This window comes from Ramlibacter lithotrophicus, assembly GCF_012184415.1.
GTDB classification, from domain to species: domain Bacteria; phylum Pseudomonadota; class Gammaproteobacteria; order Burkholderiales; family Burkholderiaceae_C; genus Ramlibacter; species Ramlibacter lithotrophicus.
Map to the genome: position 1 here is coordinate 151840 of NZ_VTOX01000009.1, position 25983 is coordinate 177822.

Annotated in this window: 21 protein-coding genes; 14 read left to right on the forward strand and 7 right to left on the reverse strand. The window is 70.7% G+C overall.

Annotation, left to right across the window (positions count from 1 at the left end):
• Position 1: 1 nt before the first annotated feature.
• Complete coding sequence (locus RAMLITH_RS20625; RefSeq protein WP_168109326.1) at positions 2-1075, reverse strand: hypothetical protein; 1074 nt, start codon at positions 1073-1075, stop codon at positions 2-4.
• Positions 1076-1909: 834 nt separating this feature from the next.
• Here RAMLITH_RS20625 and RAMLITH_RS20630 point away from each other — a divergent pair.
• Both RAMLITH_RS20630 and RAMLITH_RS20635 read left to right on the forward strand, forming a co-directional pair.
• A complete protein-coding gene (locus RAMLITH_RS20630; RefSeq protein WP_168109327.1) occupies positions 1910-2245 on the forward strand; it encodes a hypothetical protein in 336 nt (111 codons plus the stop codon).
• A gap of 2 nt (positions 2246-2247) precedes the next feature.
• Positions 2248-3984 carry a RecQ family ATP-dependent DNA helicase gene (locus tag RAMLITH_RS20635; protein ID WP_168109328.1) on the forward strand — a complete coding sequence of 579 codons (1737 nt, stop codon included), beginning with the start codon at positions 2248-2250 and terminating at the stop codon, positions 3982-3984.
• 5 nt (positions 3985-3989) lie between these two features.
• Here the strand turns inward: RAMLITH_RS20635 and rocF are convergent, their stop codons facing one another.
• Complete coding sequence (gene rocF / locus RAMLITH_RS20640) at positions 3990-4898, reverse strand: arginase (protein WP_168109329.1); 909 nt, start codon at positions 4896-4898, stop codon at positions 3990-3992.
• A gap of 106 nt (positions 4899-5004) precedes the next feature.
• Here rocF and RAMLITH_RS20645 point away from each other — a divergent pair, with 106 nt between their 5' ends.
• The 7 genes from RAMLITH_RS20645 to RAMLITH_RS20675 all read left to right on the forward strand — a co-directional run bounded on the left by RAMLITH_RS20645 (position 5005) and on the right by RAMLITH_RS20675 (position 12201).
• Positions 5005-6156 (forward strand): zinc-dependent alcohol dehydrogenase, encoded by a 1152-nt coding sequence (locus tag RAMLITH_RS20645; RefSeq protein WP_168109330.1) that lies wholly within the window; start codon positions 5005-5007, stop codon positions 6154-6156.
• A gap of 10 nt (positions 6157-6166) precedes the next feature.
• Positions 6167-6706 (forward strand): hypothetical protein, encoded by a 540-nt coding sequence (locus tag RAMLITH_RS20650; RefSeq protein ID WP_168109331.1) that lies wholly within the window; start codon positions 6167-6169, stop codon positions 6704-6706.
• 158 nt (positions 6707-6864) lie between these two features.
• Positions 6865-7872 carry a Bug family tripartite tricarboxylate transporter substrate binding protein gene (locus RAMLITH_RS20655; RefSeq protein WP_168109332.1) on the forward strand — a complete coding sequence of 336 codons (1008 nt, stop codon included), beginning with the start codon at positions 6865-6867 and terminating at the stop codon, positions 7870-7872.
• Between the two features lie 12 nt (positions 7873-7884).
• Complete coding sequence (locus tag RAMLITH_RS20660; protein WP_168109333.1) at positions 7885-8397, forward strand: tripartite tricarboxylate transporter TctB family protein; 513 nt, start codon at positions 7885-7887, stop codon at positions 8395-8397.
• Between the two features lie 15 nt (positions 8398-8412).
• On the forward strand, positions 8413-9918 hold the full coding sequence (locus RAMLITH_RS20665) for a tripartite tricarboxylate transporter permease (RefSeq protein ID WP_168109334.1): 1506 nt from the start codon (positions 8413-8415) through the stop codon (positions 9916-9918).
• Complete coding sequence (locus RAMLITH_RS20670; protein WP_238344301.1) at positions 9915-10796, forward strand: sugar phosphate isomerase/epimerase family protein; 882 nt, start codon at positions 9915-9917, stop codon at positions 10794-10796. The genes RAMLITH_RS20665 and RAMLITH_RS20670 overlap by 4 nt, the downstream gene beginning before the upstream one ends.
• Positions 10789-12201, forward strand: a complete 1413-nt coding sequence (locus RAMLITH_RS20675; protein ID WP_168109335.1) for an enolase C-terminal domain-like protein — start codon at positions 10789-10791, stop codon at positions 12199-12201. Before RAMLITH_RS20670 ends, RAMLITH_RS20675 begins: the two co-directional genes overlap by 8 nt.
• Here RAMLITH_RS20675 and RAMLITH_RS20680 read toward each other — a convergent pair.
• Entirely contained in the window at positions 12198-13193 is a 996-nt protein-coding gene (locus tag RAMLITH_RS20680; protein WP_168109336.1) for an asparaginase, read from the reverse strand. The genes RAMLITH_RS20675 and RAMLITH_RS20680 overlap by 4 nt on opposite strands.
• Positions 13194-13303: 110 nt before the next feature.
• On the opposite strand from RAMLITH_RS20680, the gene RAMLITH_RS20685 reads away from it, so the two are divergent.
• The 3 genes from RAMLITH_RS20685 (at position 13304) to RAMLITH_RS20695 (ending at position 18263) form a co-directional block, all read left to right on the forward strand.
• Positions 13304-16582 carry an acetyl-CoA carboxylase family protein gene (locus RAMLITH_RS20685; RefSeq protein WP_168109337.1) on the forward strand — a complete coding sequence of 1093 codons (3279 nt, stop codon included), beginning with the start codon at positions 13304-13306 and terminating at the stop codon, positions 16580-16582.
• Between the two features lie 51 nt (positions 16583-16633).
• Entirely contained in the window at positions 16634-17071 is a 438-nt protein-coding gene (locus tag RAMLITH_RS20690) for a helix-turn-helix domain-containing protein (protein ID WP_168109338.1), read from the forward strand.
• Between the two features lie 85 nt (positions 17072-17156).
• Complete coding sequence (locus RAMLITH_RS20695; protein ID WP_168109339.1) at positions 17157-18263, forward strand: Acg family FMN-binding oxidoreductase; 1107 nt, start codon at positions 17157-17159, stop codon at positions 18261-18263.
• A 29-nt stretch (positions 18264-18292) separates the two neighbouring features.
• On the opposite strand, the gene RAMLITH_RS20700 is transcribed toward RAMLITH_RS20695, so the two are convergent.
• Genes RAMLITH_RS20700 through RAMLITH_RS20715 form a run of 4 tightly spaced genes read right to left on the reverse strand, consistent with a single transcriptional unit; the run spans position 18293 to position 23096 of the window.
• Entirely contained in the window at positions 18293-19720 is a 1428-nt protein-coding gene (locus RAMLITH_RS20700) for a multicopper oxidase family protein (RefSeq protein WP_168109340.1), read from the reverse strand.
• Between the two features lie 38 nt (positions 19721-19758).
• Positions 19759-20535: a 4-hydroxy-2-oxoheptanedioate aldolase gene (hpaI, locus tag RAMLITH_RS20705; RefSeq protein WP_168109341.1), complete on the reverse strand. Its 777-nt coding sequence runs from the start codon at positions 20533-20535 to the stop codon at positions 19759-19761.
• A 22-nt stretch (positions 20536-20557) separates the two neighbouring features.
• Positions 20558-22081: a UxaA family hydrolase gene (locus RAMLITH_RS20710; RefSeq protein WP_168109342.1), complete on the reverse strand. Its 1524-nt coding sequence runs from the start codon at positions 22079-22081 to the stop codon at positions 20558-20560.
• A gap of 22 nt (positions 22082-22103) precedes the next feature.
• Positions 22104-23096, reverse strand: a complete 993-nt coding sequence (locus RAMLITH_RS20715) for a tripartite tricarboxylate transporter substrate binding protein (RefSeq protein WP_168109343.1) — start codon at positions 23094-23096, stop codon at positions 22104-22106.
• A gap of 149 nt (positions 23097-23245) precedes the next feature.
• Here RAMLITH_RS20715 and RAMLITH_RS20720 point away from each other — a divergent pair, with 149 nt between their 5' ends.
• Together RAMLITH_RS20720 and RAMLITH_RS20725 are read left to right on the forward strand one after the other, a co-directional pair.
• Positions 23246-24187, forward strand: a complete 942-nt coding sequence (locus RAMLITH_RS20720; protein WP_168109344.1) for a LysR substrate-binding domain-containing protein — start codon at positions 23246-23248, stop codon at positions 24185-24187.
• A gap of 46 nt (positions 24188-24233) precedes the next feature.
• Complete coding sequence (locus tag RAMLITH_RS20725) at positions 24234-25904, forward strand: thiamine pyrophosphate-binding protein (RefSeq protein ID WP_168109345.1); 1671 nt, start codon at positions 24234-24236, stop codon at positions 25902-25904.
• Positions 25905-25983 lie beyond the last annotated feature (79 nt).

A 25983-nucleotide genomic window follows, 5' to 3' on the forward strand; every position in this document is an offset into this window, starting at 1 on the left:
TCTACTTGGCCAGTCCCTGGAAGAACCGCGCCGCTTCGGGCTGGCCGTACGGTACCTTCGGCGCGCGCACCGATCCGCTGCTGACGCCGCCGGTGATCGAATTCACCGGGACGACCGTGACGACGCCGTTGAAGACGCTCAGCTCGAACACGGTCCAGACGTTGTTCGACCCCGTCCAGCCGGCGGCCGGCGGCGTGTAGTTGTAGACGGCGCCGTTGGCGAATTCGAGCCGTACGCCGGCGCCCGAAGTGCCGATGGTGCCGGAACCAGAGTAGTGGTGCACCGAGTAGCGGTACAGGCCGTCGGGCAGGCTGGTGGTGCTGCCGGTGGCGGGGCAGGTCACGGTTTCCGGTCCGTAGGACGAGGTGTCGTCGACATCCAGCTTGCAGACACCGCCGGCGGTCTTGTCGGAGTAATACAGGTGCCAGCGGGTCCAGATGTCCGCGTTGACGCCGCCGGTCATGTGCGAATCGAGATCCGCCGGATTGGCACCCCAGGTGAGGATCACGCGGAACTGTCCGGTCGTGAGACCGCCGCTCTGCCCCGACGAGGGCGACAGGGCCACCGCCATCCTGTTGGTGTCCGCGCAACCCATCAGGGTCGACTGCGCCGCCGCCCGGTAGCCGGTGTTGTAGACGGAGACGGCGTTCAGCCCCGCCGGCAGGCCGCTGAAGGCGGCGATCCCTTGCGCGTTGGTGGTGGCGATACGCGAGCCGATGGTGACCGTGGCGCCGGCGATCGGCGCCGTGCTGCCCTGAACCGAGTTGTACACGGAGACCTCCGCGTTGGCGCAGGTGGTGGCGCCGCTGCCCTCCGTCAGCCTGATTTCCTCGGGCACGAGGTAGAGCCACTGCGGGTCGAACTTGAAGACGACGCTATACCCGCTCTCGACCGGCGTGCTGCTGCCGGCCGGGCCGGGTGTCAGGACCCGGATGTTCTCGACCAGCACCCTGTCGGACGCGGTGCCGATGCCGCGGGCGCTCGAAAAATCGATGGTCATCTGCGCCGACGCCGCAGCACCGAGCGCCGCCACGAACAGCGCCACCGCTGCCTTTCTGATGAGCGAAATCTGCATGGGAACTCCTCGAGGTGAAGCGTCGACCGTCCTGGGCGACCGTCGAGCATCTTGCCAAAGACGTATCAAGATGTCACCGGGGCCGCTCCGGGGGAACGCGGCGGCGGGCGCGAAAACCGCGCGTCCTTGATCCTTGTTCTACAAAGAAAGCGTTATTGCGCCGGGCTCCGTCACGCTCATCGCGCAGACCCGCGCGTCCCGCTCGCCGCCGGCAGCGCCGGTGCCGGCGCCGGCCGGACGTCAGGGGCCGACGCGGCCGGCCGTGCCGGTACGGGACCCTGCCGCCACACGGCCACGACGACGGCGGCCCAGGCCGCCACCAGCGCGGCCAGCAGCAACATCCGGCCGCGGGAGCGGGCAGGCGGGGCCGCCATCAGCGGACCGCGGCCGCAGCCCGGCGGCGGACGGCCTGCAGGCGCGCGTCGACAAGGCCGCCCGGAGTGCACCGGGCCGGAAGGGCCGCGATTGCACGGCAAGACTGCATGAGTAACTCCTGGATCGGCGAGAGAGCTCCCCCTCTCCTCACGGTCGAGTATTCCCCGCTCGTTTCCAGATGTCACTACACGTATCGTAATGTTTCCAGGATGCGTGAGAAATGACGCGCGGCGGGGGCGCACCCGGCGGCATTTCTCATCCGACGTGGGTGACTTGCGCTGGTGCGGGAAGGCGTGGGTTCGCGCGGGGGATGGGGCATTGGCTTGCGGACAATGCGTGGCACCCGCGTAGCCGGATTCCCACGTCGACCACGGCGGCGGCTGACGCAGCCGCGCCCCTGTCTCCGACTGAAACGGCCCAGCACCCTGGCCACACTGTGACCATCGTCAGGAGGAACACATGGCCTACAGCAGCATCCTCGGCGCCGACCCGGCGCCGGCCCACCCCAGCGGCCGCGACGCCGACCTGCTCGGCCCGAGCGACAACTCGGACAGCGGCAGCGACACCATCGGCACCCACGAGGCGCATGCCGACAGCGACGCCGTCGGTACCGGCGAGCGCGGCTCGGTGACGCCGGGCGACGCCGTCGAAGGCGGCGACATCATGCCGGACCGCATCGTGCGCGCCGGCAGCGGCGAAGGTTTTCCCGAAGAGGACGTCGACGGCCGGGAGTACACCGACATCGACGCCGACGAACCGCTGGACGACGTCGACGAAGACGGCGGCGACCGCTGAAGATGGCAGCGCCACGCAGGAAGCCGGCGGACCCTGGACGCCGGTTGCGGGACGTGCTGCGCGACACGTTCGGGCTCAGCCGCCTGCGGCCGGGCCAGAAGGCGGTGATCGAGCGCGTCCTGGCCGGCCGCTCCACGCTGGCCACGATGCCCACCGGCGCGGGCAAGTCGCTGTGCTACCAGCTGCCCGCGCTCCTGCTGCGGGGCCGCACGGTGGTCGTCTCGCCGCTGATCGCGCTGATGAAGGACCAGTGCGAGTCGCTGCGCGAACTCGGCGTCGCCGCCGTGCAGTTGAACAGCGCCGTGGATGGCGACGAGGCGCGGGCGGCCGAGGCGGCCGTGGCCGACGGCTCGGCGAAGATCGTGATGACCACGCCGGAGCGGCTGGCCGAGCCCGAATTCATGGCGCTGCTGCAGCGGCACCCGGTCAGCCTGCTCGCGGTCGACGAGGCGCACTGCATCTCGCAGTGGGGCCACGACTTCCGGCCGGCATTCCTCGAGATCGGGCCCGCCGTCGAGCGCCTGGGGCAGCCCGTGGTGCTGGCGCTCACCGCGACGGCCACCGACGACGTCGTGCGCGATGTCTCGGAACAATTGCACATTCCGGCCGACGGTCTCGTCGACACCGGCAGCTACCGCGCCAACCTCGACCTGCGCGTGGAGCAGGTCGGGCGCGAGGCGGACAAGCTGGCGCGCGCGGTGGCGATCGTCGCCGCCAGCGAGGGTGCGGGACTGGTCTACACGGCCACCATCAAGGCGGCGCAGGAACTGCACGAGGCGCTGGCCGTCGCCGGGGAATCGGTGGGGCTGTACCACGGCCGGCTGCCCGCGGCCGAGCGCCACGCGGCGCAGGAGGCATTCATGAGCGGCAGCTGCCGGGTGATGGTCGCCACCAACGCGTTCGGCCTCGGGATCGACAAGCCCGACATCCGGTTCGTGCTGCACTACCAGTTGCCGCCGGGGCTGGAAGCGTATTACCAGGAGGCCGGCCGCGCCGGGCGCGACGGCGAGCATTCGGTGTGCACGCTCCTGTTCCTGCGCAGCGACAAGGCGGTGCAGCAGTTCTTCCTGGCCGGGCGCTATCCGACCGAGGAAGACGCGCAGGCGCTGTACGCGACGCTGCACGAGCCGCCGCCCGATGGCGATGCCTGGAATCTCGCGCTGCTGCAAGGCCGGCTCGCGCGGCCGCGCAGCAAGCTGCAGGTGGCGCTGGGCCTGCTGCGGCGGCAGAAGGTCGCGAGCCAGGACGCCGACGGCAACCTGCGACTGGAGCAGCCCGGGCTCGACCACGACGCGCTCGATCACCTGATGGCGGCCTATCGCGCCAAGCGCGGGCAGGATCGCGAGGGCCTGGAGCGGATGGTCTTCTACGCGCAGACGGGCCAGTGCCGCTGGCGCGTGCTGCTCGAACACCTGGAAGGCGAAGTGCCCTTTGAGCGCTGCGGCAATTGCGACAACTGCCGCCGCATCGCGGCGCACGAGTCGGTGCTGGCGCACCTGGCGGCGCAGCCGGCCGGCGGCGCCGAGGCCGCCAACGAGCCGAGCTTCGCCCGCGGCGACATCGTGAAGGTCAGGCGCTACGGGCGCGGGATCGTCGAGGAGGCGAACACGCTGCAGGTCACCGTCGCCTTTTCCGACGGCTCGCGCCGCTGCTTCCAGCCGGAGTACGTGGCGCACGAGCGCGCCGCGCGCCGCGCCCGTGCCGCCCCGGCCAACCAGCAGCTGGCGCAGGCAGCGTAGCGCGCTCAACGCGCCAGCGTCGACGCGCCGAACAGGCTCTGGACGAACTCCACCGCCAGTTCGGCCGTGCGATTGCGCACGTCGAGCGCCGGATTGATCTCCACCACGTCGAGCGAGCCGAGGCGGCCGGTGTCGGCGATCATCTCCATGCACAACTGCATCTCGCGATAGGTCGGGCCGCCGCGCACGCCGGTGCCGACGCCGGGCGCATCCATCGGGTCCAGGCAATCCAGGTCGAAGCTCACGTGCAGGTGCGTGCCTTCGTCGATGTCGTGCAGCGCTTCCGTCATCGTGTTGCGGATGCCGTGTTCGTCGATGTGCCGCATGTCGAACACCTGCAGCCCCAGCAGCCGGATCGCCTCCTTCTCGTCGGCGTCGACGCTGCGGATGCCGATGAAGTCCATGTCCTCGGGACGCAGCGCCGCGCGCTCGCCGCTCCAGCCGACCAGCGCCTGCGGCCCATGGCCCAGCAGGCAGGCGACCGGCATGCCATGCAGATTGCCGCTGGGACTGATCGCTTCGGTATTGACGTCCGTGTGCGCATCGAACCACAGCACGCGCAGGTGCTTGCGCTCCGCGCGGCAATGGCGCGCGACGGCGCTGATCGAGCCGATCGCCACCGAGTGGTCGCCGCCCATCAGCAGCGGGAAATCGCCGGCGGCGAGCACCGCGGCCACCGCGTCGAACACCGCGCGGTTCCACGCGGTCACTTCCTCGAGGTGGCGCAGGCCGCCGCTGGGGGCAGCCCACGGATTGGGCGGGCCGGCGAGGTTGCCGAGGTCCTGGACTTCGAATTTCTGCGAGCGCAAGGCCTCGACCAGGCCGGCGACCCGCAGCGCGTCCGGTCCCATGCCCGCGCCGCGGACGCTGGCGCCTACGTCGGTCGGCGCGCCGATGAGGGAGATGTTCTTCATCGGCCGCATTGTGAATCGGCTCGCGCGATCGTGGGGCGGGTGCGGCCGGGCACCGCGATTGCCGAGACCTTCATTTCCACCTCTTCAAGAACGAAAGGAACCGCCGATGCTGGCAATGAACTACCGCGGCCCGTACCGCGTGCGCGCCTCGCACAAGGCCGAGCCGCAGATCGAGCACCCCAACGACGCCATCGTGCGCGTCACGCGCTCGTGTATCTGCGGCTCGGACCTGCACCTGTACCACGGCCTGGTGCCCGACACCCGGGTCGGCACCACCTTCGGCCACGAATTCACCGGCATCGTCGAGGAGGTCGGGCCGTCGGTGCGCAACGTCAAGCGCGGCGACCACGTGCTGGTGCCGTTCAACATCTTCTGCGGCTCGTGCTTCTTCTGCCAGAAAGAGCTCTACGGCAATTGCCACAACACCAATCCGTCGGCCACCGCCGTGGGGGCGATCTACGGCTACTCCCACACCGCCGGCGGGTACGACGGCGGCCAGGCCGAGTACGTGCGCGTGCCGATGGCGGACGTCGGACCCACCGTGATCCCATCCGACATCGACCTCGACGACGCGGTGCTGCTCACCGACGCGTTCCCCACCGGCTACCAGGCGGCCGAGATGGGCGGCATCCAGCAAGGCGACACCGTGGTCGTGTTCGGCGCGGGACCGGTTGGAATCTTTGCCGCAAAGTCTGCATGGTGGATGGGCGCCGGCCGCGTGATCGTGGTCGACCACGTCGAGTACCGGCTGGAGTTCGTGAAGAACTTCGCCAACTGCGAGGTCATCAACTTCAAGGAAGTGGGCGACATGGCGATCCACATCAAGCGCATGACCGACTGGCTCGGCGCCGACGTCTGCATCGACGCCGTCGGCTGCGAGGCCGCAGGCAACGCGATGCAGCACCTCACCGGCGTGGTGCTGCCATTGCAGGCGGGATCGGCCACCGCGCTGCACTGGTGCATCAACTCCGTACGCAAGGGTGGCACGGTCTCGATCGTGGGCGTGTACGGTCCCACGTTCAACGCCGTGCCGATCGGCAATGCGCTCAACAAGGGCCTCACCCTGCGGATGAACCAGGCGAGCGTGAAGCGCCACCTGCCGCGCCTGATCGAGCACATCCAGGCCGGCCGCGTCAAGCCGGGCGAGGTGATCACCCACCGCATCCCGCTGGAAGACATCGGCGACGCGTATCACATCTTCTCGAGCAAGCTGGACAACTGCATCAAGCCCGTGCTGGTGATGCCGACGGTGCACTGAAAGGAATCAAATGGACAGCCCGACCTTGGCCAACGACCGCGTCTACGCGGAAAAGACCGATCCCGACGCAAGGCAGAAAGCCCACCGGCCCACCGACGTCCCCGGATGGGGCGCCGACCTGGATCCGGCGAACCGGCCCGCGGTGCCGATGGAGCGCACGCCGCCGCGGCTGCACAACGTCCACTGGGACGAGCCGGCGCCGCAGCCGCGGCACGTCACCGTGTTCCACTCGAACGAGCGGCCCGGCATGACGCCGGTGTTCGGCAGCACCGTGCCGCCATCGGGTCTGTCGGGGAAGATGCGCGCCCTGGCGTTCCGCTACAGCGAGAACGACCTCCGCCATTGGCTGATCCTGCTGGCGGCCGATCGCGTCAACGTCGGCGAAGGCCTGCTGGAGGACCTGGCGCACGGCCATGTGCCCAACGTCTTTCGCGAGATGGGCATGGCCTCGGAGTGGCGCCACAACCGCGCCGGGTTCATCCGCAAGGCGGCGATCGCCGGAGCGGTGACGGCGCTGGCGGTGTACCTGCTGCGCCGCCGGCGCGACTGAAGCCGGGCCCCACCTCGTCGCGAGCACCGCCTCGCGACGAGGTATTTGCGCGCGCGCCGCACCCCGGGGTTTCGTCGTTGACAGCCCCGGCGGGGTTCTCTAGAGTCCCAATTAACCGTTTAGGGAATTAGGGCCGGAGGCCCTCAACTGGAGACCCCATGAACAAGCGCTTTTTCCTGCGTTCCGTGTCCCTGGCCGCCCTGGCGCTCGGCTTCGCACTGCCGGCGGCCGCCCAGTGGAAGCCGACCAAGCCGATCAACCTGGTCGTGCCGTGGGCCGCCGGCGGCTCGACCGACCAGATCACCCGCGTGACGGCGGCGGAGCTCGAGAAGGTGCTGGGGCAGAAGATCATCATCGTCAACCAGCCGGGGGCGTCCGGCTCGATCGGCACCAAGAACGCGTGGGAAGCGCCCAAGGACGGCTACACCTGGGCCGCCGGCGCGGCGCAGGACCTGGGGGCCTACCAGGCGCTGGGCATGCTGGACGTGCCGGCCAGGGACTGGCACCTGTTCCTGAGCGTGGCCAACATCGCCGTCGTCGGCGTCGGCGCCAACACGCCGTACCAGAACATGCAGCAACTGCTCGACGCGATGAAGGCCAAGCCGGGCGAGGTGAAGGTCGCGACCGCCGGCGTTACCTCCGGCGGCCACAACGCCATGGAAGCGATCTCGCGCGCGACCGGCGTCAAGTACCGCCACGTCACCTATGACGGCGGCAACCCCGCCGTCGTCGCGACGGTGTCGGGCGAAACAGACCTGACGACCCAGCTGGCGGTGGAGCAGGCCGAGATGATCCGCGGCAAGCGCATCCGTCCGCTGGCCACGGTGTCCGACAAGCCGCTGGAGATCGAAGGCTTCGGCACCATCGAGCCGATCAGCAAGACCATCCCCGGCTTCAAGGCGGCGGCCAACTACTTCGGCATCTTCATTCCCAAGGGCGTGCCGGCCGAGGTGGTGAGCACGGTGCAGAAGATCTGGACCGAGAACATCGCGAAGAACGCCGCGATCAAGGCCTACGCGACCAACAAGGGCGCCTTGTTCGCGCCGGTCGCGGGCGATGCCGCGCTGGCCGCGGCGATGCCGGCGATCCAGGCCAACGCCTGGCTATTGCACTCCACGGGCAAGACCAAGGTCGCGCCGGACACGGTCGGCATTCCCAAGCCCTGACCCGCGGTGAGCATGGAGTCCGCCCCCGAGGGCGAGGTGTCGGCGCGCGCCGACCTCGTCTCCGCCCTCGTCTGGATGGCCGTCGGGGGGGCCATCGCGATCGGCGCCTGGCGCATGGACCGCCTCGAGCACCTGCACATCAACAAGTACGAAGTGCCGGGCCTCGTGCCCGGCCTGCTCGGCAGCGCCGTGCTGCTGCTCGGCATCATGCTGGCGGTCCGCTCGATCCGCCGCGGCGCGCTGGGCCCGGCGAAGCCCGCCGCCCGCAGCGGCTGGACGTACACGGCGCTGGTCATGGCCGCGATGCTGGCGTACTCCGTCGTGTTCGTCGGCCACGGGCTGCCGTTCTGGCTGGCCACGGGCGTGTTCGTCACGGCCTTCATCTTCTTCTTCGACCGCCGGCGGCAGTCCGGCCTCGGACGCAGCACGGCGCGCCAGTTGCTGCTGGCGCTGGCCTGTGGCGTCGCCACCAGTGCGACGATCTCGTTCGCGTTCCAGGAAATCTTCTACGTCAGGCTGCCTTAGGGGCACATCCATCCAATGTTCCAGGGACTGATCGCCTTCGGGCACTCGCTGGCGGGCTTTCTCACGCCGGAGTCGATCTTCTTCGTGCTGGCCTCGACCCTGGTCGGCGTGGTCATCGGCGCGCTGCCGGGCCTCACGGCGACCATGGGCGTGGCGCTCATGACGACACTCACGCTCAAGCTGCCGTCGTCGCAGGCGCTGCTGGTCCTGATCTGCACGTACGTCGGCGCGATCTACGGCGGCAGCCGCAGCGCCATCCTGCTGAACATCCCGGGGACGCCGGCGTCCGCTGCGTCCTGCCTGGACGGCTATGCCCTGGCGCGCCAAGGCATGGCGGGCCGGGCCATGGGCATCGCCACCAGCGGCTCGGTGCTCGGCACGCTGATCGGCATGTTCTTCCTGGCGCTGTTCACCCCGCTGCTGGGTGAAGTGGCGCTGAAATTCGGCGCCTACGAATTCTTCTGGCTGGCGGTGTTCGGTGTCATCATCTCGGCCACGCTCACCGGCGGCGATGCGCTCAAGGGATGGATCGCCGGTTTCGCGGGCCTCTTCATCGCCACCATCGGCCAGGACGGCATTCACGCCTTCGAGCGCTTCAACTTCGGCAACCGCGACCTCGCCGGCGGCATCTCGCTGGTGCCGGCGCTGGTCGGCGCGTTCGGGTTCGCCGAGATCCTGGTGGCGATGCAGGAGCGCCGCCCTCCGGTCAACATCAGCGGCCTCGACTCCGTGATCCCGAAGATCCGCGACGTGCTGCGCTACTGGCGCACCATCCTGCGCTCCGGCGTGATCGGCACGTTCATCGGCATCGTGCCGGGCGTCGGGGAGGACGTGGCCGCCTGGTCCTCCTACGCGGCCGCCAAGCGCGCGAGCCGCGAGAAGGAACAGTTCGGCAAGGGCTCGGTGGAAGGCCTGATGGCCGCCGAAACCGGCGACAACGCCTGCGTGCCCGGCGCGATCATCCCGGTGCTGACGCTGCAGATTCCCGGCTCCGCGCCGGCGGCGGTGCTGATGGCGGCCATGCTGATCCACGGCGTGAAGCCGGGACCGATGATCATGATCGAGTCGCCGCAGTTCGTGTACGACGTGGTGGCGATGATGATGCTGGCGACGCTCGGCATCCTGATCTACGGCCTGACGCTGACGAAATTCCTGATCCAGGTGCTGCGCGTGCCCACCACCATCATCGTGCCGATCCTGATGGTGCTGTGCACGATCGGCACGTTCGCCCTTGCCTCGCGGCTGTTCGACGTCTGGGTGATGGTCGCCTTCGGCCTCGTCGGCTTCGCGCTGCGCAAGTACGGCTACCCGATGGCGCCGCTGGTGCTGGGCATCGTGCTGGGCGACCTGCTGGAGAAGAACTTCCGCCGCGGGCTGGTGCTGTCCGACGGCGACCTGCTGCCCTTCATCACGCGGCCGATTTCGGCCGTGCTCGCGACGACCATCGTGCTGATCGTGCTGCTGCGCCTGCCCACGGTGCGCCGCTTCTTCAGCCGCAGACCTCGCCTGGAAACCACATGACCGTTCCGTCCGCCGGCGCTGGCCGGCTGCGCTTTTCGCTCTGCAACGAGGTGCTGCAGCCGATGCCGTTCGACCAGCAGTGCCGGCTGGCGGCCACGCTCGGTTACGACGGCCTCGAAGTGGCGCCCTTCACGCTGGCCGACAACCCCGAGCACATCACCGACGCGCAGGCCGCCGCGTTCCGCCGGATGGCACAGGACCAGGGACTCACCATCGACGGCCTGCACTGGCTGCTGGTGGCGCCGGCCGGGCTGTCCATCGTCGCCGAGGACCAGGCCGTGCGCGAGCGCACGGTGGCCTTCATGCGCCGGCTGGTGGAACTGTGCGCGCTGATGGGCGGCAAGTACCTGGTGCACGGCTCGCCCAAGCAGCGCTCGATCCCGCCCGGTTCCACCCGCGAGGAGGCGCTGGCGCGGGCGACCGACTGCTTCGCGCAGGTGGGCAGCACGGCCGCCAAGGCCGGGGTGGTCTATTGCATCGAGCCGCTGTCCACCCGCGAGACCAACCTGATCCACACCGTGGCCGAAGCCGTTCGCATCGTCGACGAGGTCGGCTCGCCGGGCCTGAAGACGATGATCGACTGCAGCGCGGCCGGCCAGATGGAGAAGGCTTCGATCCCCGACCTGCTGGCGCACTGGGTGCCAACCGGCCACGTGGCCCACGTCCAGGTGAACGATCCGAACCGGCGCGGACCGGGCCAGGGCGAGATGGCGTTCGCTCCCATCCTCGACAAGCTGCTGCAACTGCAGCGCGCCGGCCAGTACAAGGGCGTGGTCGCGGTGGAGCCGTTCGACTACGTGCCGGACGGTCCGGGCTGCGCCGCCCGCGCCATCGGCTACCTGAAAGGCATCGTCGAAGGTCTGGACCACCATGGCTGACGCGCCGCGCTTTCGCATCCGCGAGATCGAACTCTACGAGCGCCCGGTCGTCCTGCGGCTGCCGTTCCGCTTCGGCGTCGTCACCTTGCGCGAATGTCCGCAGGCGTTCGCGCGCGCGCGCATCGAACTCGCCGACGGCGCCAGTGCCTGGGGCGCCGCCGCCGAGATGATGGCGCCCAAGTGGTTCGACAAGAACCTGCAGCTGTCCAACGAGGACAACTTCGACCAGCTGCGCGACGTGCTGCGCATGGCGCGCGAGGCGTACCTGTCCGATGCCGCGCCGGCCACGGCCTTCGGCCACTTCGCGCGGCACCACGGCGGACATCTCGCGGCGGCGCAGGCGCGCGGCTTCAACCCGCTGCTGGCCAGCTACGGGCCGGCGCTGATCGACCGCGCGGTGCTCGATGCGCTGTGCCGCAGCCGGGGCGCGTCGTTCGCGCAGGCGCTGCGCGGCAACCTGCCGGGCATGGGCGCCGCCCATCCCGAGTTCGCGCCGTTCGACTTCGATGCTTTCCTCGCGCGGCTGCAACCGTCCGGCTCGATCGAGGCGCGGCACACGGTGGGCATGATCGACGCGATCACGGCCGCCGACGCGCACGAGCGTGTCAATGACGGCCTGCCGGAAACGCTGGAAGAAGTGATCGCTGCCTGGGGGCATCGCTACTTCAAGCTGAAGGTCGGCGGGCAGATCGATGCCGACCTGGCACGGCTGGAAGCGATCGCGGCGGTGCTGGATCGCCTGCCGCATCCCTATTTCGCCAGCCTGGACGGCAACGAGCAGTACTCGGATGCCGCCGGCGTCGCCGAACTCGTGGCCGGCCTGCGCGCCCGGCCGGCGCTGGCGCGGCTGTGGCAGTCGATCCTCTTCATCGAGCAGCCGATCGCGCGCAAGCTGGCGCTGCAGGCCGACCTGCGGGGCGCGCAACTGGGCAAGCCGGTGATCATCGACGAGTCCGATGGCGAACTGGGCACCTTCGTGCAGGCTCGCGAGCGCGGCTACGCCGGCGTGTCGTCCAAGACCTGCAAGGGGTTCTACAAGTCGGTGCTGAATGCCGCACGCTGCGCGCGATGGAACGCCGAGGCCGGCGAGCCGCGCTACTTCATGTCGGCGGAGGATCTCACCACGCAGGCCGGGCTGTCGGTGCAACAGGACCTCGCGCTGGTGAACCTGCTGGGCATCGCCCATGTCGAGCGCAATGGCCACTACTACGTCAACGGCATGGCGGCGCAGCCGCAAGCCGAGCAGGACGCCTTCCTCGCCGCCCATCCGGACCTGTACGAGCGCAGCCATGGCGCCGTGCGCCTGCGCATCGCGGGCGGGCGCATCGCGCTGGGATCGCTGCAGTGCACCGGCTTCGCGAGTGGCGCCATGCCGGATTTCGCGGCGATGACGCGGCTTGCCTAAGGCTGCAGCGCAAACACCGCCCGCCGCGCCCCGACGGCGGCGCCGCGGATGCTGGTGATGACCTCGGCACGCCAGGGCCGCAGTTCCTCACGCTGCTGCTCGTCGAGCCAGCCGAGCTGGTCCATCACCGCCACCGTCGCGGCCGCCGCGGCGACCTTGCTGCCGTCGGCGATCTTCACGGCCACCGCTTCGCGCCGGCTGCGGCTGGCCACCACCTGCATGCCGTCGGCGCCCGCCTTGCTGATGAAGTCGCCGCGCCCGGCGCGCATGAACGCGAGATCGTTGCGTCCGGTCCCGGAGACCAGTTCCGGATGCGCCGTCATTGCGTCGGCCAGGTGCGCGAAGCTGGCGCCGAACTGCGCGTCGTCCTCGCCGCTCGCCAGCCGCGCATAGCCGGCGGCAAGGTTCGCCAGCGGCACGGCGTAATTGGGCGCCGAGCAGCCGTCGACGCCCATCTTCATCGCGTCGGGCGCCATGCCCAGGGCCCGCGCCACGTCGCGGCGGATCGCCTGCTGCAGCGGATGCTCCGGCGCCAGGTAGTTCTGGACCGACCAGCCGTGCTGCACGCAGCAGGCGAGGAAGCCCGAGTGCTTGCCGCTGCAGTTGTGATGCCGCTCGTCGTATGGCTCGGCGGCCTGGCCCAGCTCGACGAAGAACGGCACGTGGCAGCCGCACTGGAGCTGGCGATACGACAGCCCCGCCTTGTGCAGCATGCCGTCGACCTGCTGCACGTGCATTGCCTCGCCGCTGTGGCTGGCGCACAGCATCGCCACCTGCTCGCGCGTGAAGCCGAGGGCGCGCGGGCCGCCGGCCTGCATGAACGGCAGCGCCTGCAGCGCCTTGAGCGTGGACCGCGTGAAGGTGGCCAGTCGCGGATCGCCCGCATGCGCCAGCACGTGGCCGTGAACGTCGGCGACCGCCACGGCGCCGAAGTGCAGGCACTCGGGCGTGCCGCCGCGGGTGGCTTCGATCAGGGGAACGAAGGGAGTCATGCGCCGATTGTGCCGCCTTGACGCGGGCGTGACAGCCCTCGCCCGCGGCGCGATGCCACCATCCGCGGGCGGCGCATCATGCTCGTCCGCACCACGCCACGGGGCCACGCATGTTCCAGAAAATCCTGATCGCCAACCGGGGCGAAATCGCCCTGCGCCTGGTGCGCGCGATGCGCGACCTCGGCATCGCCAGCGTCGCCGTGTTCGCCGACGACGATGCGCAGGCGCCGCAGCTGCGGCACGCCAGCGCCGCGGCCGCGCTCGGCGGCAGCGGCCCGGCCGCGTACCTCGACATTGCGCGGCTGCTGGCCATCGCGCGCGAGCACGGCTGCGACGCAGTGCATCCGGGCTACGGCTTCCTGGCCGAACGTGCGGATTTCGCGCAGGCTTGCGAGCAGGCAGGCATCGCCTTCATCGGTCCGACGCCCGAGCAGCTCGCCCTCTTCGGCGACAAGGTGCGCGCCCGGGCGCTGGCCGGCCAGTGCGGCGTCAGTGTCCTCCCCGGCAGCGCCGGCGCCGTCAGCCTCGAAGAGGCCCTCGCGTTCTTCACCGCCCACGGCGGCGCCGGGATCGTGATCAAGGCCCTGGGCGGCGGTGGCGGCCGCGGCATGCGCGTCGTCACCGCTGCCCAGGACCTGCCGGGCGCGTACGCGCGCTGCGTGTCGGAAGCAAAGTCGTTCGGCGTGCCGGGCGTCTACGTGGAGCGGCTGGTGCGGCACGCGCGCCACGTCGAGGTGCAGGTGCTGGGCGACGGCGTGGAAGCCATCAGCCTGGGCGAGCGCGAATGCACGCTGCAGCGGCGCTTCCAGAAGCTGGTCGAGATCGCCCCGAGTCCGACGCTGGCGGCGCCCAGGCGCGCGCAACTGGAGCAGGCCGCCCTCGCGCTGGCGTGCGCCGCCCGCCTGCGCAGCCTCGCGACCTTCGAGTTCCTGGTCCAGGACGTCGACGGCGAACTGCCCTTCGTGTTCATCGAGGCCAACCCGCGGCTGCAGGTCGAGCACACCGTGACCGAGGAAGTCACGGGGCTCGACCTGGTGCAGTTGCAGATCGCCGTCGCCGCGGGGGCGCGGTTGGGCGAAATCGGGCTCGATCCGCAGCACCCGCCACCGGCACTCGGCTTCGCCATCCAGTGGCGCATCAACGCCGAGATCCTGGAGGCGGACGGCACGGCGCGGCCCGCCGGGGGGCGGATCGAGCACCTGGAACTGCCCGCCGGTCCCGGCATCCGCGTCGACAGCCATGCCGTCGCCGGCGCCGCGCACTCGCCGCACTATGACCCGCTGCTGGCCAAGCTGGTGGTGCACTCGCGCACGCCGTCGTTCGCCGATGCGGTCCGACGGTCGCGGCGGGCGCTCGCCGAGTGTCGCATCGAGGGCCTCGCAACCAACCTGCCGCTGCTGCAGGCCATCGCGGCGCGGCCGCAGTTCGAGCAGCAGCAGGTCGACACCGGCTTCGTCGAAGCGGCCCTGGCTCAGCTGCTGGACGAAGCGCAGGCGTTCGCGCGGCCACGCCCGCAACTGCTGCCCGGCGGGCTCGCTCAGACGACGGAAGAGGCGGTGCTCGCGAACGGGCAGGCGGCGGTGCGCGCGCCGATGGCGGCCCGGCTGGTGGAACTCGAGGTGGCCGAAGGCGACTGGGTGGCGGCCGGCGCGCCGGTGGCCGTGCTGGAAGCGATGAAGATGGAACACGTGGTCCATGCGCCAGCCAGCGGCCGCGTGCTGCAGGTAGGCGCGGAGCCCGGCGACTACGTGGCGGACGGGCACGTGCTGCTGGTGCTGGAAGACGCCGGCGAAGACGCGGCGACGCACGTGGACGAGGGCGCGGCGGCCGACCCGGATGCCATCCGGCCCGATCTGCAGCGCGTGATCGATCGGCACGCCTTCACGCTGGATGCCAACCGGCCACAGGCCGTGGCGAAGCGGCATGCCGCCGGCGGCCGCACGGCGCGGGAGAACCTGGCCGACCTCTGCGACGAAGGCAGTTTCATCGAGTACGGGGCACTGGCCGTCGCCGCGCAGACGCGCCGCCGGGCTCGGGAAGACCTCATCGCCAACACGCCCGCCGACGGCATGGTGACCGGCATCGGCACCGTGAACGCCGGCGACTTCGGGCCGGAACGTTCGCGCTGCGTCGTGATGGCGTACGACTACACGGTGCTGGCCGGCACGCAGGGCATGCGCAACCACCACAAGAAGGATCGCATGCTGGGGCTGGCGCACCAGCTGCGGTTACCGGTGGTGCTGTTCGCCGAAGGCGGCGGCGGCCGGCCCGGCGACGTCGACATGCCGGTGGTGGCCGGCCTCAACAACCACACGTTCAGCCAGTTTGCCGCGCTTTCGGGGCAGGTCCCGGTGGTGGGCGTGGTGCACGGCCGCTGCTTCGCCGGCAACGCGGCGCTGCTCGGCTGCGCCGACGTGATCATCGCCACCCGCGCCAGCAACATCGGCATGGGCGGCCCGGCGATGATCGAGGGCGGCGGCCTGGGCGCCTTCAAGCCGGAGGAGATCGGCCCGGCCGAAGTGCAGACGCGCAACGGCGTGGTCGACCTGCTGGTGGCCGACGAGGCCGAGGCGGTCGCGGCGGCGCGCCGCTATCTGTCCTACTTCCAGGGACGGCTCGCCCACTGGGATTGCGCCGACCAGCGGGCGCTGCGCCACGCCGTCCCGGAAAACCGGCTGCGGGTGTACGACGTGCACACGGTGCTGCGCGGACTGGTGGACACCGGCTCGCTGCTGGAGCTGCGGGCCGGTTTCGGCGGCGGCATCGTCACGGCCCTGGCACGCATCGAAGGCCGGCCGGTCGGCGTCATGGCCAACAACCCGCGCCACCTGGGCGGTGCGATCGATCCCGAGGCGGCCGACAAGGCTTCGCGCTTCATGCAGCTGTGCGACGCCCACGGCCTGCCGATCGTCTCGCTGACGGACACGCCAGGCTTCATGGTCGGTCCCGACATCGAGGCGCGAGCGCAGGTGCGCCACTGCTGCCGCATGTTCGTCGCGGCGGCGCACCTGTCGGTGCCTTTCTTCGCCGTGGTGCTGCGCAAGGGCTACGGGCTGGGTGCCCAGGCGATGACCGCCGGCGGCTTCGACGCGCCGGTGTTCACGATCGCCTGGCCGACCGGCGAGTTCGGTGCAATGGGGCTCGAAGGCGCGGTGAAGCTCGGATTCCGCAAGGAACTCGAAGCGGCCGCCGAGGGCGAGGCGCGCGAGGCGCTCTATCGGCAGCTGGTGGCCCGCCAGTACGAGAACGGACAGGCGATGAACATGGCCGCCACGCTGGAGATCGACGCGGTGATCGATCCGGCCGACACACGTGACTGGCTGGCGCGGGGGCTGGCGTCGGCCACCCGTCGCGGCGGCCCGACGGCGCGCTTCGTCGACCCCTGGTGACCGGCGGGCCGGGGCCAAGACAGCGCCGCTCATCAGGGGCACAATGGCGCCATGGCTAACCTCGCAAGCATGCTCAAGAGCGAGATCGCTCGGGTCGCGCGCCGTGAACTGCGCGCGGAACTGCAGGGCCTGAAGAAGGCCAGCGCCTCCTATCGCGGCGAGATCGCGCGCCTGAAGCGGCGGATCGGCGCACTCGAACAGCAGGTCAAACGCCTCGCGCGGCCGGGACGCGAGGCTCCCGCTGTCGCCGCCGACGAGGAGGCCGACCTGAAGCTGCGCTTCAGCGCGAAGGGACTGGCTTCGCAGCGCAAGCGGCTGGGGCTTTCCGCCGAAGCGTTCGGCGCCCTGATCGGGGCGTCCGGCCAGTCGGTCTACAAATGGGAGTCGGGCAAGATCCGCCCCCGCGCGCGCCACCTGCCGCGGATCGCCGAGCTGCGCGGCATGGGCAAGCGGGAAGCCGCGGCGCGGCTGCAGGCGCTGGCGGCCTGACCAGCCCGCGCAACGCGCCTCCTTGAGGCAGGACAGGTCCAACGGCTCGCGAGCGGTTACAAGCATGCTCCCGTTCACGCCCGCCATGGCCACCAGGAGGAACTTTTTCCGGTCCGCGTCCGTACTGGCCGGCACCGGCGCGCTCGCGGCGTGCTCGGGGACCGGCGGGTCGGGTTACGAGCAGGCGGCGAGCGACACCTGGCGCGCTGTCGCGCCGGCGGCGCGGCCGCATGGCGCGGTGATGCGCGAACTGGTGCGCTGCGCCACCCTGGCGCCGTCCAGCCACAACACCCAATGCTGGAAGTTCCGGCTCGCCTCCCGCTCGATCACGGTCCGGCCCGACTTCGCCCGCCGCTGCCCGGTGGTCGATCCGGACGATCACCACCTGTTCGTGTCGCTCGGCTGCGCCGTCGAGAACATGGTGCAGGCGGCAGCGGCGCACGGCTTCATGGCGCATGCCGAGCCGCGCGACGACCGCATCGAGGTCATGCTGGAGCCGATGCGGCCGGCGAGCTCGGACCTGTTCCACGCGATCACCACCCGCCAGTCCACCCGGGGCGAGTTCGACGGCAGGCCGTTGCTGCCGGCCGAACTCAAGGAACTGTCGCATGCCGGCAGCCGCCCGGGGATCCAGCCGCTGCTCCTGACCGACCGCAACGCGCTGGAACAGGTCCTGGCCCTGGTCACCCAGGGCAACGAGGCCCAGTGGCGCGATCCGGGGTTCGTCGCCGAACTGAAGGCGTGGATCCGCTTCGGCGAGTCCGAGGCGGTCCGCACCGGCGACGGGCTGTTCTCCCGCTGCTCGGGCAATCCCGCCCTGCCGCGCTGGCTCGGCAGCCGGCTGTTCGACTTCGCGGTCACCCCGAAGAGCGAAAGCGACAGGTACGCGGCGCAGGTGCGCAGTTCGGCCGGCATCGCCGTGTTCGCGTCGCGCGGCGACGGCCCGCAGCAATGGATCGAGGCGGGGCGTGCGTTCGAACGCTTTGCCTTGCATGCGACGGCGCTGGGCGTGCGGACCGCGCACCTGAACCAGCCGGTCGAGGTCCCCGCGCTGCGGCAGCAGCTCGCAGGCTGGCTCGCCATCGGCGGCTGGCGCCCGCACTTGGTGATCCGTTTCGGGCGCGGACCGGTCATGCCGCGCTCGCTGCGCCGGCCGCTCGATGCCGTGCTGCCGGCGCCGGGCCCGGTGTAGGCAGCAGACTCTTCTCGTGCGGCGCGTGTCTAGGCGACGCGCAGGACCCCCATCATCCCGCCCTCCTGGTGCTCCAGGACATGGCAGTGGAACATCCAGTCGCCGGGGTTGTCGGCCACGAAGGCGATTTCCACAAGCTCCTGCGGCGCCATCAGCACCGTGTCCTGCCACTCGCGGTGCCGCGTCGGCTGCCCGTTGCGGCCGACCACGCGGAAGGTGTGGCCGTGCAGGTGGATCGGGTGGAACCAGCGGGTATCGTTGCGCATGCGCAGCACATGGGAACTGCCGCGCGGCAGCGTCAGCATCGGCTCCATTCGATGTCCGTCGGCGACGACACCGTTCACCGCCCAGGCCTTGCCGGCGCGCAGCAGGCTCATCATGTCGGTGGGCCGGCCGTCCAGCAGCGCGCGGTGCAGCGTCCCCATCATCCCCCCTTCGAAGCGGACCTCGTGCACCTGCGCCGCGGCGAGGTCCGGTTCGGGCAGCGGATTGGGTGGCAGGATCAGCGGCCCGGACTGCGGCCGGGCCCGCAGCGGTTCGGGTTCATACGCCAGGTGGAGCAGGTCGTAGGCCGCGCGCGGCGAGAACAGGTCGCCGACGGCGTAGCGCTCACCCGGCCGGCCCGAGGCGTCGAGCAGCAGGTCGCAACGCATTCCCGGCGCCAGCACGACCCGGCCACGCGCCGGCTCGTGCGCGGCGACCGGCTGGCCATCGAGTGCGATCACCAGCGGGCGATGGCCGTCGAACTGCAGCGCGAAGATGCGCGCGTTGGCGGCGTTGAGCAGCCGCAGCCGCACGCGCTCGCCGGCGCGCAGCGCGATCTGGGGTGCCACCACGCCGTTGACGTTGACGACGTTGCCGATGCGCCCGGCATGCGCCATGTCATGGGCATTGCCGAACGACTCATTGAGCCGACCGTCCCGCAGCAACTGCCAGTCGTCGAGCACCCAGGTCAGCTCGCGGTCCACCGGGACCGGCTGCGCCTCCTCCACCACCAGCGTCCCGTACAGCCCGCGTTCGAGCTGCTCGGCGCTGTGCAGGTGCGAGTGGTACCAGTAGGTGCCGGCATCGGGCAGGTCGAACTCGTAGACGAAGCGTCCGCCCGGCGGCACCGGCGCCTGCGTGAGGTGCGGCACGCCGTCCATCGCATTGGGCACGCGCACGCCGTGCCAGTGCACCGTGGTCTCCTGCGGCAACCGATTTTCCAGGACGAGGCGCAGCCGCTCGCCTTGCCGCGCCCGGATCTGCGGCCCGGGGACGCGGCCGGCGTAGGCCCACGCGTTCACCGCCGGCTGGCCCGCGCCGCGCACGTGAACCTGCGCCGGGGCGGCGACAAGGTTGATCTCGCGAATCGCGGCGCCGGGGCGTGGCGCCGCGCAGCCGGCCTGCAGCAGCGCCAGCGCCGGTGCGCCGGCAAGCAGGAAGCTCCTGCGGTCGAGGTCGGGCGGATGTCGCATCCGCCGTTTCTACACCGCCGGCGGCCCGCCGTGTGGCGTCAGCGCGCCTTGGGCGGGATGAAGTCGCGTGCCAGCTTGCGGGCGGCGGCGGCGTACAGCAGCACGTCGACGCCGGTGGCGACGAAGCTGCAGCCCAGTTCCAGGGCACGGCGGGCGTCCTGCTCCTTCGTCATCAGCGTGCCGGCCGCCTTGCCCGAGGCGACGATCGTGCGAATCGCACCCTCGATGGCGGCCACCACCTCCGGATGGTCCGGACGGCCGCGATGGCCCATCGAGGCCGCGAGGTCGGCCGGTCCGATGAACACGCCGTCCACGCCGTCGACGGCGCAGATCGCCTCCAGGTTCTTCAGCGCGGTGACGCTCTCGGCCTGCACCAGCAGGCAGATCTCCGAATCGGCGACGTCGAGGTAGTCGCCGCGCGCCATCCAGCGCGAGGCGCGGCCCACCGCGCTGCCGACGCCGCGGATGCCGGCGGGGGGATAACGGGTCGCCTTGACGAGCTGCGCCGCCTGGTCGGCCGTGTCGACCATCGGGATCAGCAGCGTCTTGGCGCCGATGTCGAGCAACTGCTTGATCAAGGCGGTGTCGCCGTTCACGGCGCGCACCACCGGCTGCGCCGGGTACGGCGCCACCGCCTGCAGCGCCGCCAGCGTGCTGCGCAGGTCGTTGGGTGCGTGTTCGCCGTCGATCAGCAGCCAGTCGAAGCCGGTGGTCGCGCTCACCTCGGCGAGGTACGGGTCGGCCATCGACAGCCACAGGCCGATCTGCGCGCGGCCGGCGGCCAGCGCGGACTTGAAGGTGTTTCCGCTCGTCATGGTTTCAGGGGAAGTTGGTTCTTCAGCTCACGATGCCCAGGTGCCAGGGCACGAATTCGTGGTCGCCCAGCCCCAGGGTCTCGCTCTTGGTCGGCTCGCCCGACGCATGGCGCAGTATGGCATCGAAGATCCGCTGCCCCATCTGCGCCACGTCGACCTCGCCGTCGAGGATCGCACCGCAGTTGATGTCCATGTCGCGCTCGAGGCGCCGGTACATCGGGCTGTTGCTCGCCAGCTTGATGGTCGGCGCCGGCTTGGAGCCGAACATCGAACCGCGGCCGGTGGTGAAGCAGATCAGGTTGGCGCCGCTCGCGATCTGGCCGGTCACCGCCACCGGGTCGTAGCCCGGCGAATCCATGAACACGAAGCCGGCCTGCCCGATCGGTTCGGCGTATTCGTACACCGCCTGCAGCGGCGTGGTGCCGCCTTTCATCGCCGAGCCGAGCGACTTCTCGAAGATGTTGGCCAGCCCGCCGGCCTGGTTGCCGGGGCCGACCACGCCGTTGAACTGCGCGTTCTGGCCGCGCGTGTACTGCTCCCACCAGGCGAGCCGGTCCAGCAGTTTCTGGCCGACCTGCGGCGTCACCGCACGGCGGGTCAACATGTACTCGACCCCGTGGATCTCCGGTGTCTCGGACAGGATCGCCGTGCCGCCGTGGCGCACCAGGATGTCCATCGCCGCGCCCAGCGCCGGATTGGCGGTGATGCCGGAGAAGCCGTCCGAGCCGCCGCACTCCAGCCCGATCTTGATGTGGCTGGCCGGCACGCTCTGGCGCCGGCAGGCGTTGGCCAGCGGCAGCATCTCCTCGATCGCGGCGACGCCGGCCTCGATGGTCTCCAGCGTGCCGCCGACCTCCTGCATCACCAGCGTGCGCAGCAGTCGGCCACCGGCCAGGCCTTGCGACGTGACCAGTTCGGCGACCTGGTTGCGCTCGCAGCCGAGGCCGACGATTAGCACGCCGGCCAGGTTGGGATGGCGTGCATAACCGGCCAGCGTGCGCCGCAGCACGTCGAAATGCTCGCTCGGCGACGACATGCCGCAGCCGCTGGTCTGTGCGAACGCTGCGACACCGTCGACGTTCGGAAACGCGGCCAGCCGCTCGGGCGTGAAATGGGCGGCGATGCGCTTGATGACCGTCGCCGAGCAATTGACCGACGACAGGATGCCGATGAAGTTGCGGGTGCCGACGCGCCCGTCCTCGCGCACGAAGCCCATGAAGCGGGCGCGCTGCTCGTGCGGCACGTAATCGACCGGCTGAACGTCCTGCCCGAAGCCGGGGTCGCGGTCGAAGTCGACCAGCGCCACGTTGTGGGTGTGCACGTAGTCGCCGGCCTCGATGTCGCGCGCGGCCGAGCCGATCACGGTGTCGTACTTGCGCACCGGCTCGCCCGCGGCGATGCGCCGCGCGGCGATCTTGTGGCCGGCCGGCACCTGCGCACGGGTGCGCAGGCCCAGCTCGGGCAGTTCCTGACCGAGGGCCAGGGGGGACTTCGCCACCAGGACGTTGTCGGCGGGATGCAGGCGGATCAGCGGACTGGCGGTCATGCGTCTTCTCGAGGCGAGGGCGTCAGCCCTTCTGCAGCAGTTCCTTCAGCTTCAGCCGCTGGATCAACTGCGTCTCGCGGTCGTACACCGTCTTGACGTAGCTGTGGTAGTCGGGGCCGTCCAGGTACATCACCGGCGCATCGATGCGGTCGGCCACGGCCTTGAACTCGTCGCTCTGCACCGCCACGCGCAGCGCGTCGCGCAGCTTCTTTTCCACGGACGGCGGCAGGCCCTTGGGCGCGCCGATGCCGTTGGGCGCATCGACCACCACGTTGTAACCGGCATCCTTCAGCGTCGGCGTCTCCTTGAAGCGCGCGGTGCGCTGCTCGCCCCAGGTCGCCAGCAGGCGCAGCTTGCCGGCTTCCACGTGCGGCGCCCAGGAGCTGGAGTCGACCAGCATGTCGACCTGGCCGCCCAGCGTGTCCTGCAGCGCCGGCGCGCCGCCCTTGTAGGCGATGGCATTGAGCTGGATGCCGGCGGCCATGGCGAATTCCTCCATGCCGACGTGGGTGGCGCCGCCGACGCCGGAGTGGCCGTAGGTCACCTTGCCGGGGTTCGCCTTGGCAGCGGCGACCATGTCCTTGAGGCTCTTGAACGGCGACGTGGGCAGCACCGCGATGCCGAAGGTCTGGCCGGAGGTGCGGGCAAGATAGGTGAAGTCGGTACGCGGATCGGCCTGCAAGGTGCCGAGCTGCGAGAAGCGGGTGACCGAGATCGGGATCTGGCCGATCGTGTAGCCGTCCGGCCTGGCGCTGGCGATCGCCTTGGCGCCGATCATGCCGGCGGCGCCGGCCTGGTTGACGACGGCGATCGGCTGCTTCAGCACGCGCGACGCCACCTGGCAGATGGCCCGCATCGACTGGTCGGCGGTGCCGCCGGCCGGCCACGGACAGATGAAGGTGATCGGCCTGGACGGGTACTCGTCGGCGGCGGCCCAGGAGGGCAGCAGCAGGCCCGCGGTGCCGCCCAGCAGCAGGTGGCGCCGCTGGAGGCGGGAGTCGGAAGCGAATCGCATGGTGGTCCTTCTTGTGGGATAGCCGACGGCACAAGCACAGCGCGCGGGCCCGTCCGTCACGAACCCGCAGCGATTGTCCCAGCGCTGCATAACGGCCGCATCGCAAAGTGGCATCGCTGCATGAAGTCCTGGTTATGTAGCATGGTGGCATGTCCCAGATCGACCGCGTCCTGCGCTCCAACATCAAGCTGCGCCACCTGCAACTGCTGGTGGCGCTGGACCAGTTCCGCCACCTCGGGCGCACCGCCGAATTCCTGTCCGTCAGCCAGCCGGCCGTTTCGAAGATGCTGAGCGAGGTCGAGGCCATGTTCGGCCTGCAGCTGTTCGAGCGCTCCACGCGCGGCAGCGAGCCGACCGCCGGCGGCAAATCGATCATCCGTTTCGCCCGCTCGGTCCTCGCCGAATACGACCGCACGCGCGACGAGATCCGCGCGGTGGAGAGCGGCGCAGCCGGGCGCACCCGGGTCGGCGCCATGGTGGTCGCCCAGCCGGTGCTGCTGGCGCGCGCCGTGGCGCTGCTGAAGCGACGGTCGGCGCAGGCCATGGTCCTGGTGGAGGAAGGCGACCTGGCGCAGTTGCTGCCGAAGCTGCGCCTGGGCGAGCTGGAGTTGTTCGTCGGCCGGCTGGAGCCCGGCTACGCCGCGCCGGACCTGGTTCCGGAGCCGCTCTACAACGAGCCCATGGTGCCGGTGGTGCGGCCCGGCCACCCGCTCGCGGCCAAGGACCGGCCCGGCTGGGCCGATCTCGCCGCGCTGCCCAGCGTGATGCCGCCGCCGTGGGCATCGCTGCGGGTGAAGCTCGAACAGCAGTTCTTCAAGCACGGCCTGCAACCGCCGACGGACGTCGTCGAGACCGCGTCCTTCCTGGCGCTGCTCACTTTCCTGACCGAGCGCGACTCGGTGGGCTTCCTGGCCCGCTCGGTGGCGCGGCACTTCGAACGCCAGGGAAGCGTGCAGGTCCTGTCCCTGCCGGTGCGGGTGGAACTGCCGCCGGTCGGCATGATGACGATGCGCGGCCGGGCGCTGACGGCGACCACGCAGCGGCTGATGGAATGCCTGCGCACCGCCGCCACCGGCGTGGCGCGCGCGTGACTCGCCGCCGGGTCTGCCGCGGCGGCTCTGGCGACACAATACGCGGATGGCCACCGAAACACTGCGCGGCGCCGACGCCTTCGTCCGGCTGCTGCAGGACGAAGGCGTCTCCCACCTGTTCGGCAACCCCGGCACGACCGAGCTCGGGATCATGGAAGCGGTGGGGCACAGTCCCGGCCTGCGCTTCGTGCTCGGACTGCAGGAGGCCGCGGTGCTGGGCATGGCCGACGGCTACGCCCGCGCCAGCCAGCGGCTGGTCGCCTGCAACCTGCACGCGGCGCCGGGCCTCGGCAACGCGATGGGCGCCCTCTACAACGCGAAGTTCGCCGGCTCGCCGGTGCTGGTGACCGCCGGCCAGCACGAGACCGGCCATGGCCTGCAGGAGCCGATGCTGTACGAGCCGCTGGTGCGGATCGCCGAGCCGCTGGTGAAATGGGCAGTGGAAGTGCCCCGGCTTCAGGACCTGCCGCGGATCGTGCATCGCGCAGCCAAGGTGGCGCTGACGGCGCCGATGGGCCCGGTGTTCCTCAGCCTGCCCGGCGACATCATGGATGCCAGTGCGCCGCTCGACCTGGGGCGGCGCACGCGCGTCGAGCACCGGGTGCGACCCGCGGACGAGGTGCTGGAGCAGCTCGCGGCGCGCTTGCTGGCCGCGCGGCGCCCCGTCATCATCGCCGGGCGCGAGGTGGCCGCGGGCGATGCCTTCGCGGAACTCGCGCGCCTCGCCGAGCTGCTCGGCGCCGGCGTGTTCCACGAGCCGGTCCCGTACAACGCCCGTTTCGACGTCGAGCATCCGGCGTTCCTGGGCGACCTGACCCGGCGCCAAGAGACGGCGCGCACGCTGCTCAAACCCTTCGACCTCGTGGTCTGCGTCGGCGCCGACCTGTTGCGGATGTCCGTCCACAGTCCCGTCGATCCCTTGCCCGCCGGCATGCCCGTGGTGCATCTGTCGAATCGCGACTGGGAACTCGGCAAGAACCATGCGACCGAGCTCGCGATCCGGGCCGACGTGCCGGAAACCCTGCGCGCCCTGCTGCCGCTGCTCGAGGCGCGCGTGACGCCGGGGTACGCCGAGGGCGCCGCCCTTCGCCTGCGCGACCTTTCCGCGCGCAACTGGCGCAGCAAGGCCGCGGCCGCGCGCGCGAAGCTGCGGGCGCACGAGCCGGGCAGCGGCATCGACCCCGCGTTCCTGATGATGACCCTGGCCGGCGTGCTGCCGCGCCAGGCCATTGTGGTCGAGGAAGCGCTCACGGCCGCGCCCGCCCTCGCCACGTTCGTTCCGGTGCATTCGCCGACCGGCTTCTACGGCCTGGCGAGCGGCGGCCTCGGCTTCGCCCTGCCCGGCGCCGTCGGCATCAGCCTCGCCCATCCGGGCCGCCCGGTGGTGGCCGCGGTGGGCGACGGCAGCGCGATGTACGGGGTGCAAGCGCTCTGGTCCGCGGCGCAGCAGCAACTGCCCATCACCTACGTGGTGATCGACAACGGCGGCTACCGGATCCTGCAGGAGCGGCTGCTGGCGCGCGGCCGCTCCACAAACCTCGTCGGCATGGAGTTGCGCGAGCCGGCGATCGACTGGGTTGCCGTGGCGCAGGGCTTCGGCCTGGCCGCCACGCGGGTCGGCGAGCCGGCCGCGCTGCACGGCGCGTTGGGGCAGGCGATCGCAAGCGGCCGGCCGGCGCTGGTGCAGGTCATGATGGCGGGCGCGGCCGACCGCTGATGGCTCGCGCGCGCACCCCTTTCCCGAATCACGGCGCGTGTTTCGCGTCCGGAAGTTCTCCTTGTCAACCGATCACGAA

Bases quoted from the DNA above. Each gene is read 5' to 3' on its own strand.
- RAMLITH_RS20685 (WP_168109337.1), top strand. From the start codon at position 13,304: ATGTTCCAGAAAATCCTGATCGCCAACCGGGGCGAAATCGCCCTGCGC.
- RAMLITH_RS20675 (WP_168109335.1), top strand. From the start codon at position 10,789: ATGGCTGACGCGCCGCGCTTTCGCATCCGCGAGATCGAACTCTACGAG.
- RAMLITH_RS20655 (WP_168109332.1), top strand. From the start codon at position 6,865: ATGAACAAGCGCTTTTTCCTGCGTTCCGTGTCCCTGGCCGCCCTGGCG.
- RAMLITH_RS20670 (WP_238344301.1), top strand. From the start codon at position 9,915: ATGACCGTTCCGTCCGCCGGCGCTGGCCGGCTGCGCTTTTCGCTCTGC.
- RAMLITH_RS20645 (WP_168109330.1), top strand. From the start codon at position 5,005: ATGCTGGCAATGAACTACCGCGGCCCGTACCGCGTGCGCGCCTCGCAC.
- RAMLITH_RS20700 (WP_168109340.1), bottom strand. From the start codon at position 19,720: ATGCGACATCCGCCCGACCTCGACCGCAGGAGCTTCCTGCTTGCCGGC.
- rocF (WP_168109329.1), bottom strand. From the start codon at position 4,898: ATGAAGAACATCTCCCTCATCGGCGCGCCGACCGACGTAGGCGCCAGC.
- RAMLITH_RS20720 (WP_168109344.1), top strand. From the start codon at position 23,246: ATGTCCCAGATCGACCGCGTCCTGCGCTCCAACATCAAGCTGCGCCAC.
- hpaI (WP_168109341.1), bottom strand. From the start codon at position 20,535: ATGACGAGCGGAAACACCTTCAAGTCCGCGCTGGCCGCCGGCCGCGCG.
- RAMLITH_RS20635 (WP_168109328.1), top strand. From the start codon at position 2,248: ATGGCAGCGCCACGCAGGAAGCCGGCGGACCCTGGACGCCGGTTGCGG.
- RAMLITH_RS20680 (WP_168109336.1), bottom strand. From the start codon at position 13,193: ATGACTCCCTTCGTTCCCCTGATCGAAGCCACCCGCGGCGGCACGCCC.
- RAMLITH_RS20690 (WP_168109338.1), top strand. From the start codon at position 16,634: ATGGCTAACCTCGCAAGCATGCTCAAGAGCGAGATCGCTCGGGTCGCG.
- RAMLITH_RS20715 (WP_168109343.1), bottom strand. From the start codon at position 23,096: ATGCGATTCGCTTCCGACTCCCGCCTCCAGCGGCGCCACCTGCTGCTG.
- RAMLITH_RS20650 (WP_168109331.1), top strand. From the start codon at position 6,167: ATGGACAGCCCGACCTTGGCCAACGACCGCGTCTACGCGGAAAAGACC.
- RAMLITH_RS20660 (WP_168109333.1), top strand. From the start codon at position 7,885: ATGGAGTCCGCCCCCGAGGGCGAGGTGTCGGCGCGCGCCGACCTCGTC.
- RAMLITH_RS20725 (WP_168109345.1), top strand. From the start codon at position 24,234: ATGGCCACCGAAACACTGCGCGGCGCCGACGCCTTCGTCCGGCTGCTG.
- RAMLITH_RS20630 (WP_168109327.1), top strand. From the start codon at position 1,910: ATGGCCTACAGCAGCATCCTCGGCGCCGACCCGGCGCCGGCCCACCCC.
- RAMLITH_RS20695 (WP_168109339.1), top strand. From the start codon at position 17,157: ATGGCCACCAGGAGGAACTTTTTCCGGTCCGCGTCCGTACTGGCCGGC.
- RAMLITH_RS20710 (WP_168109342.1), bottom strand. From the start codon at position 22,081: ATGACCGCCAGTCCGCTGATCCGCCTGCATCCCGCCGACAACGTCCTG.
- RAMLITH_RS20625 (WP_168109326.1), bottom strand. From the start codon at position 1,075: ATGCAGATTTCGCTCATCAGAAAGGCAGCGGTGGCGCTGTTCGTGGCG.
- RAMLITH_RS20665 (WP_168109334.1), top strand. From the start codon at position 8,413: ATGTTCCAGGGACTGATCGCCTTCGGGCACTCGCTGGCGGGCTTTCTC.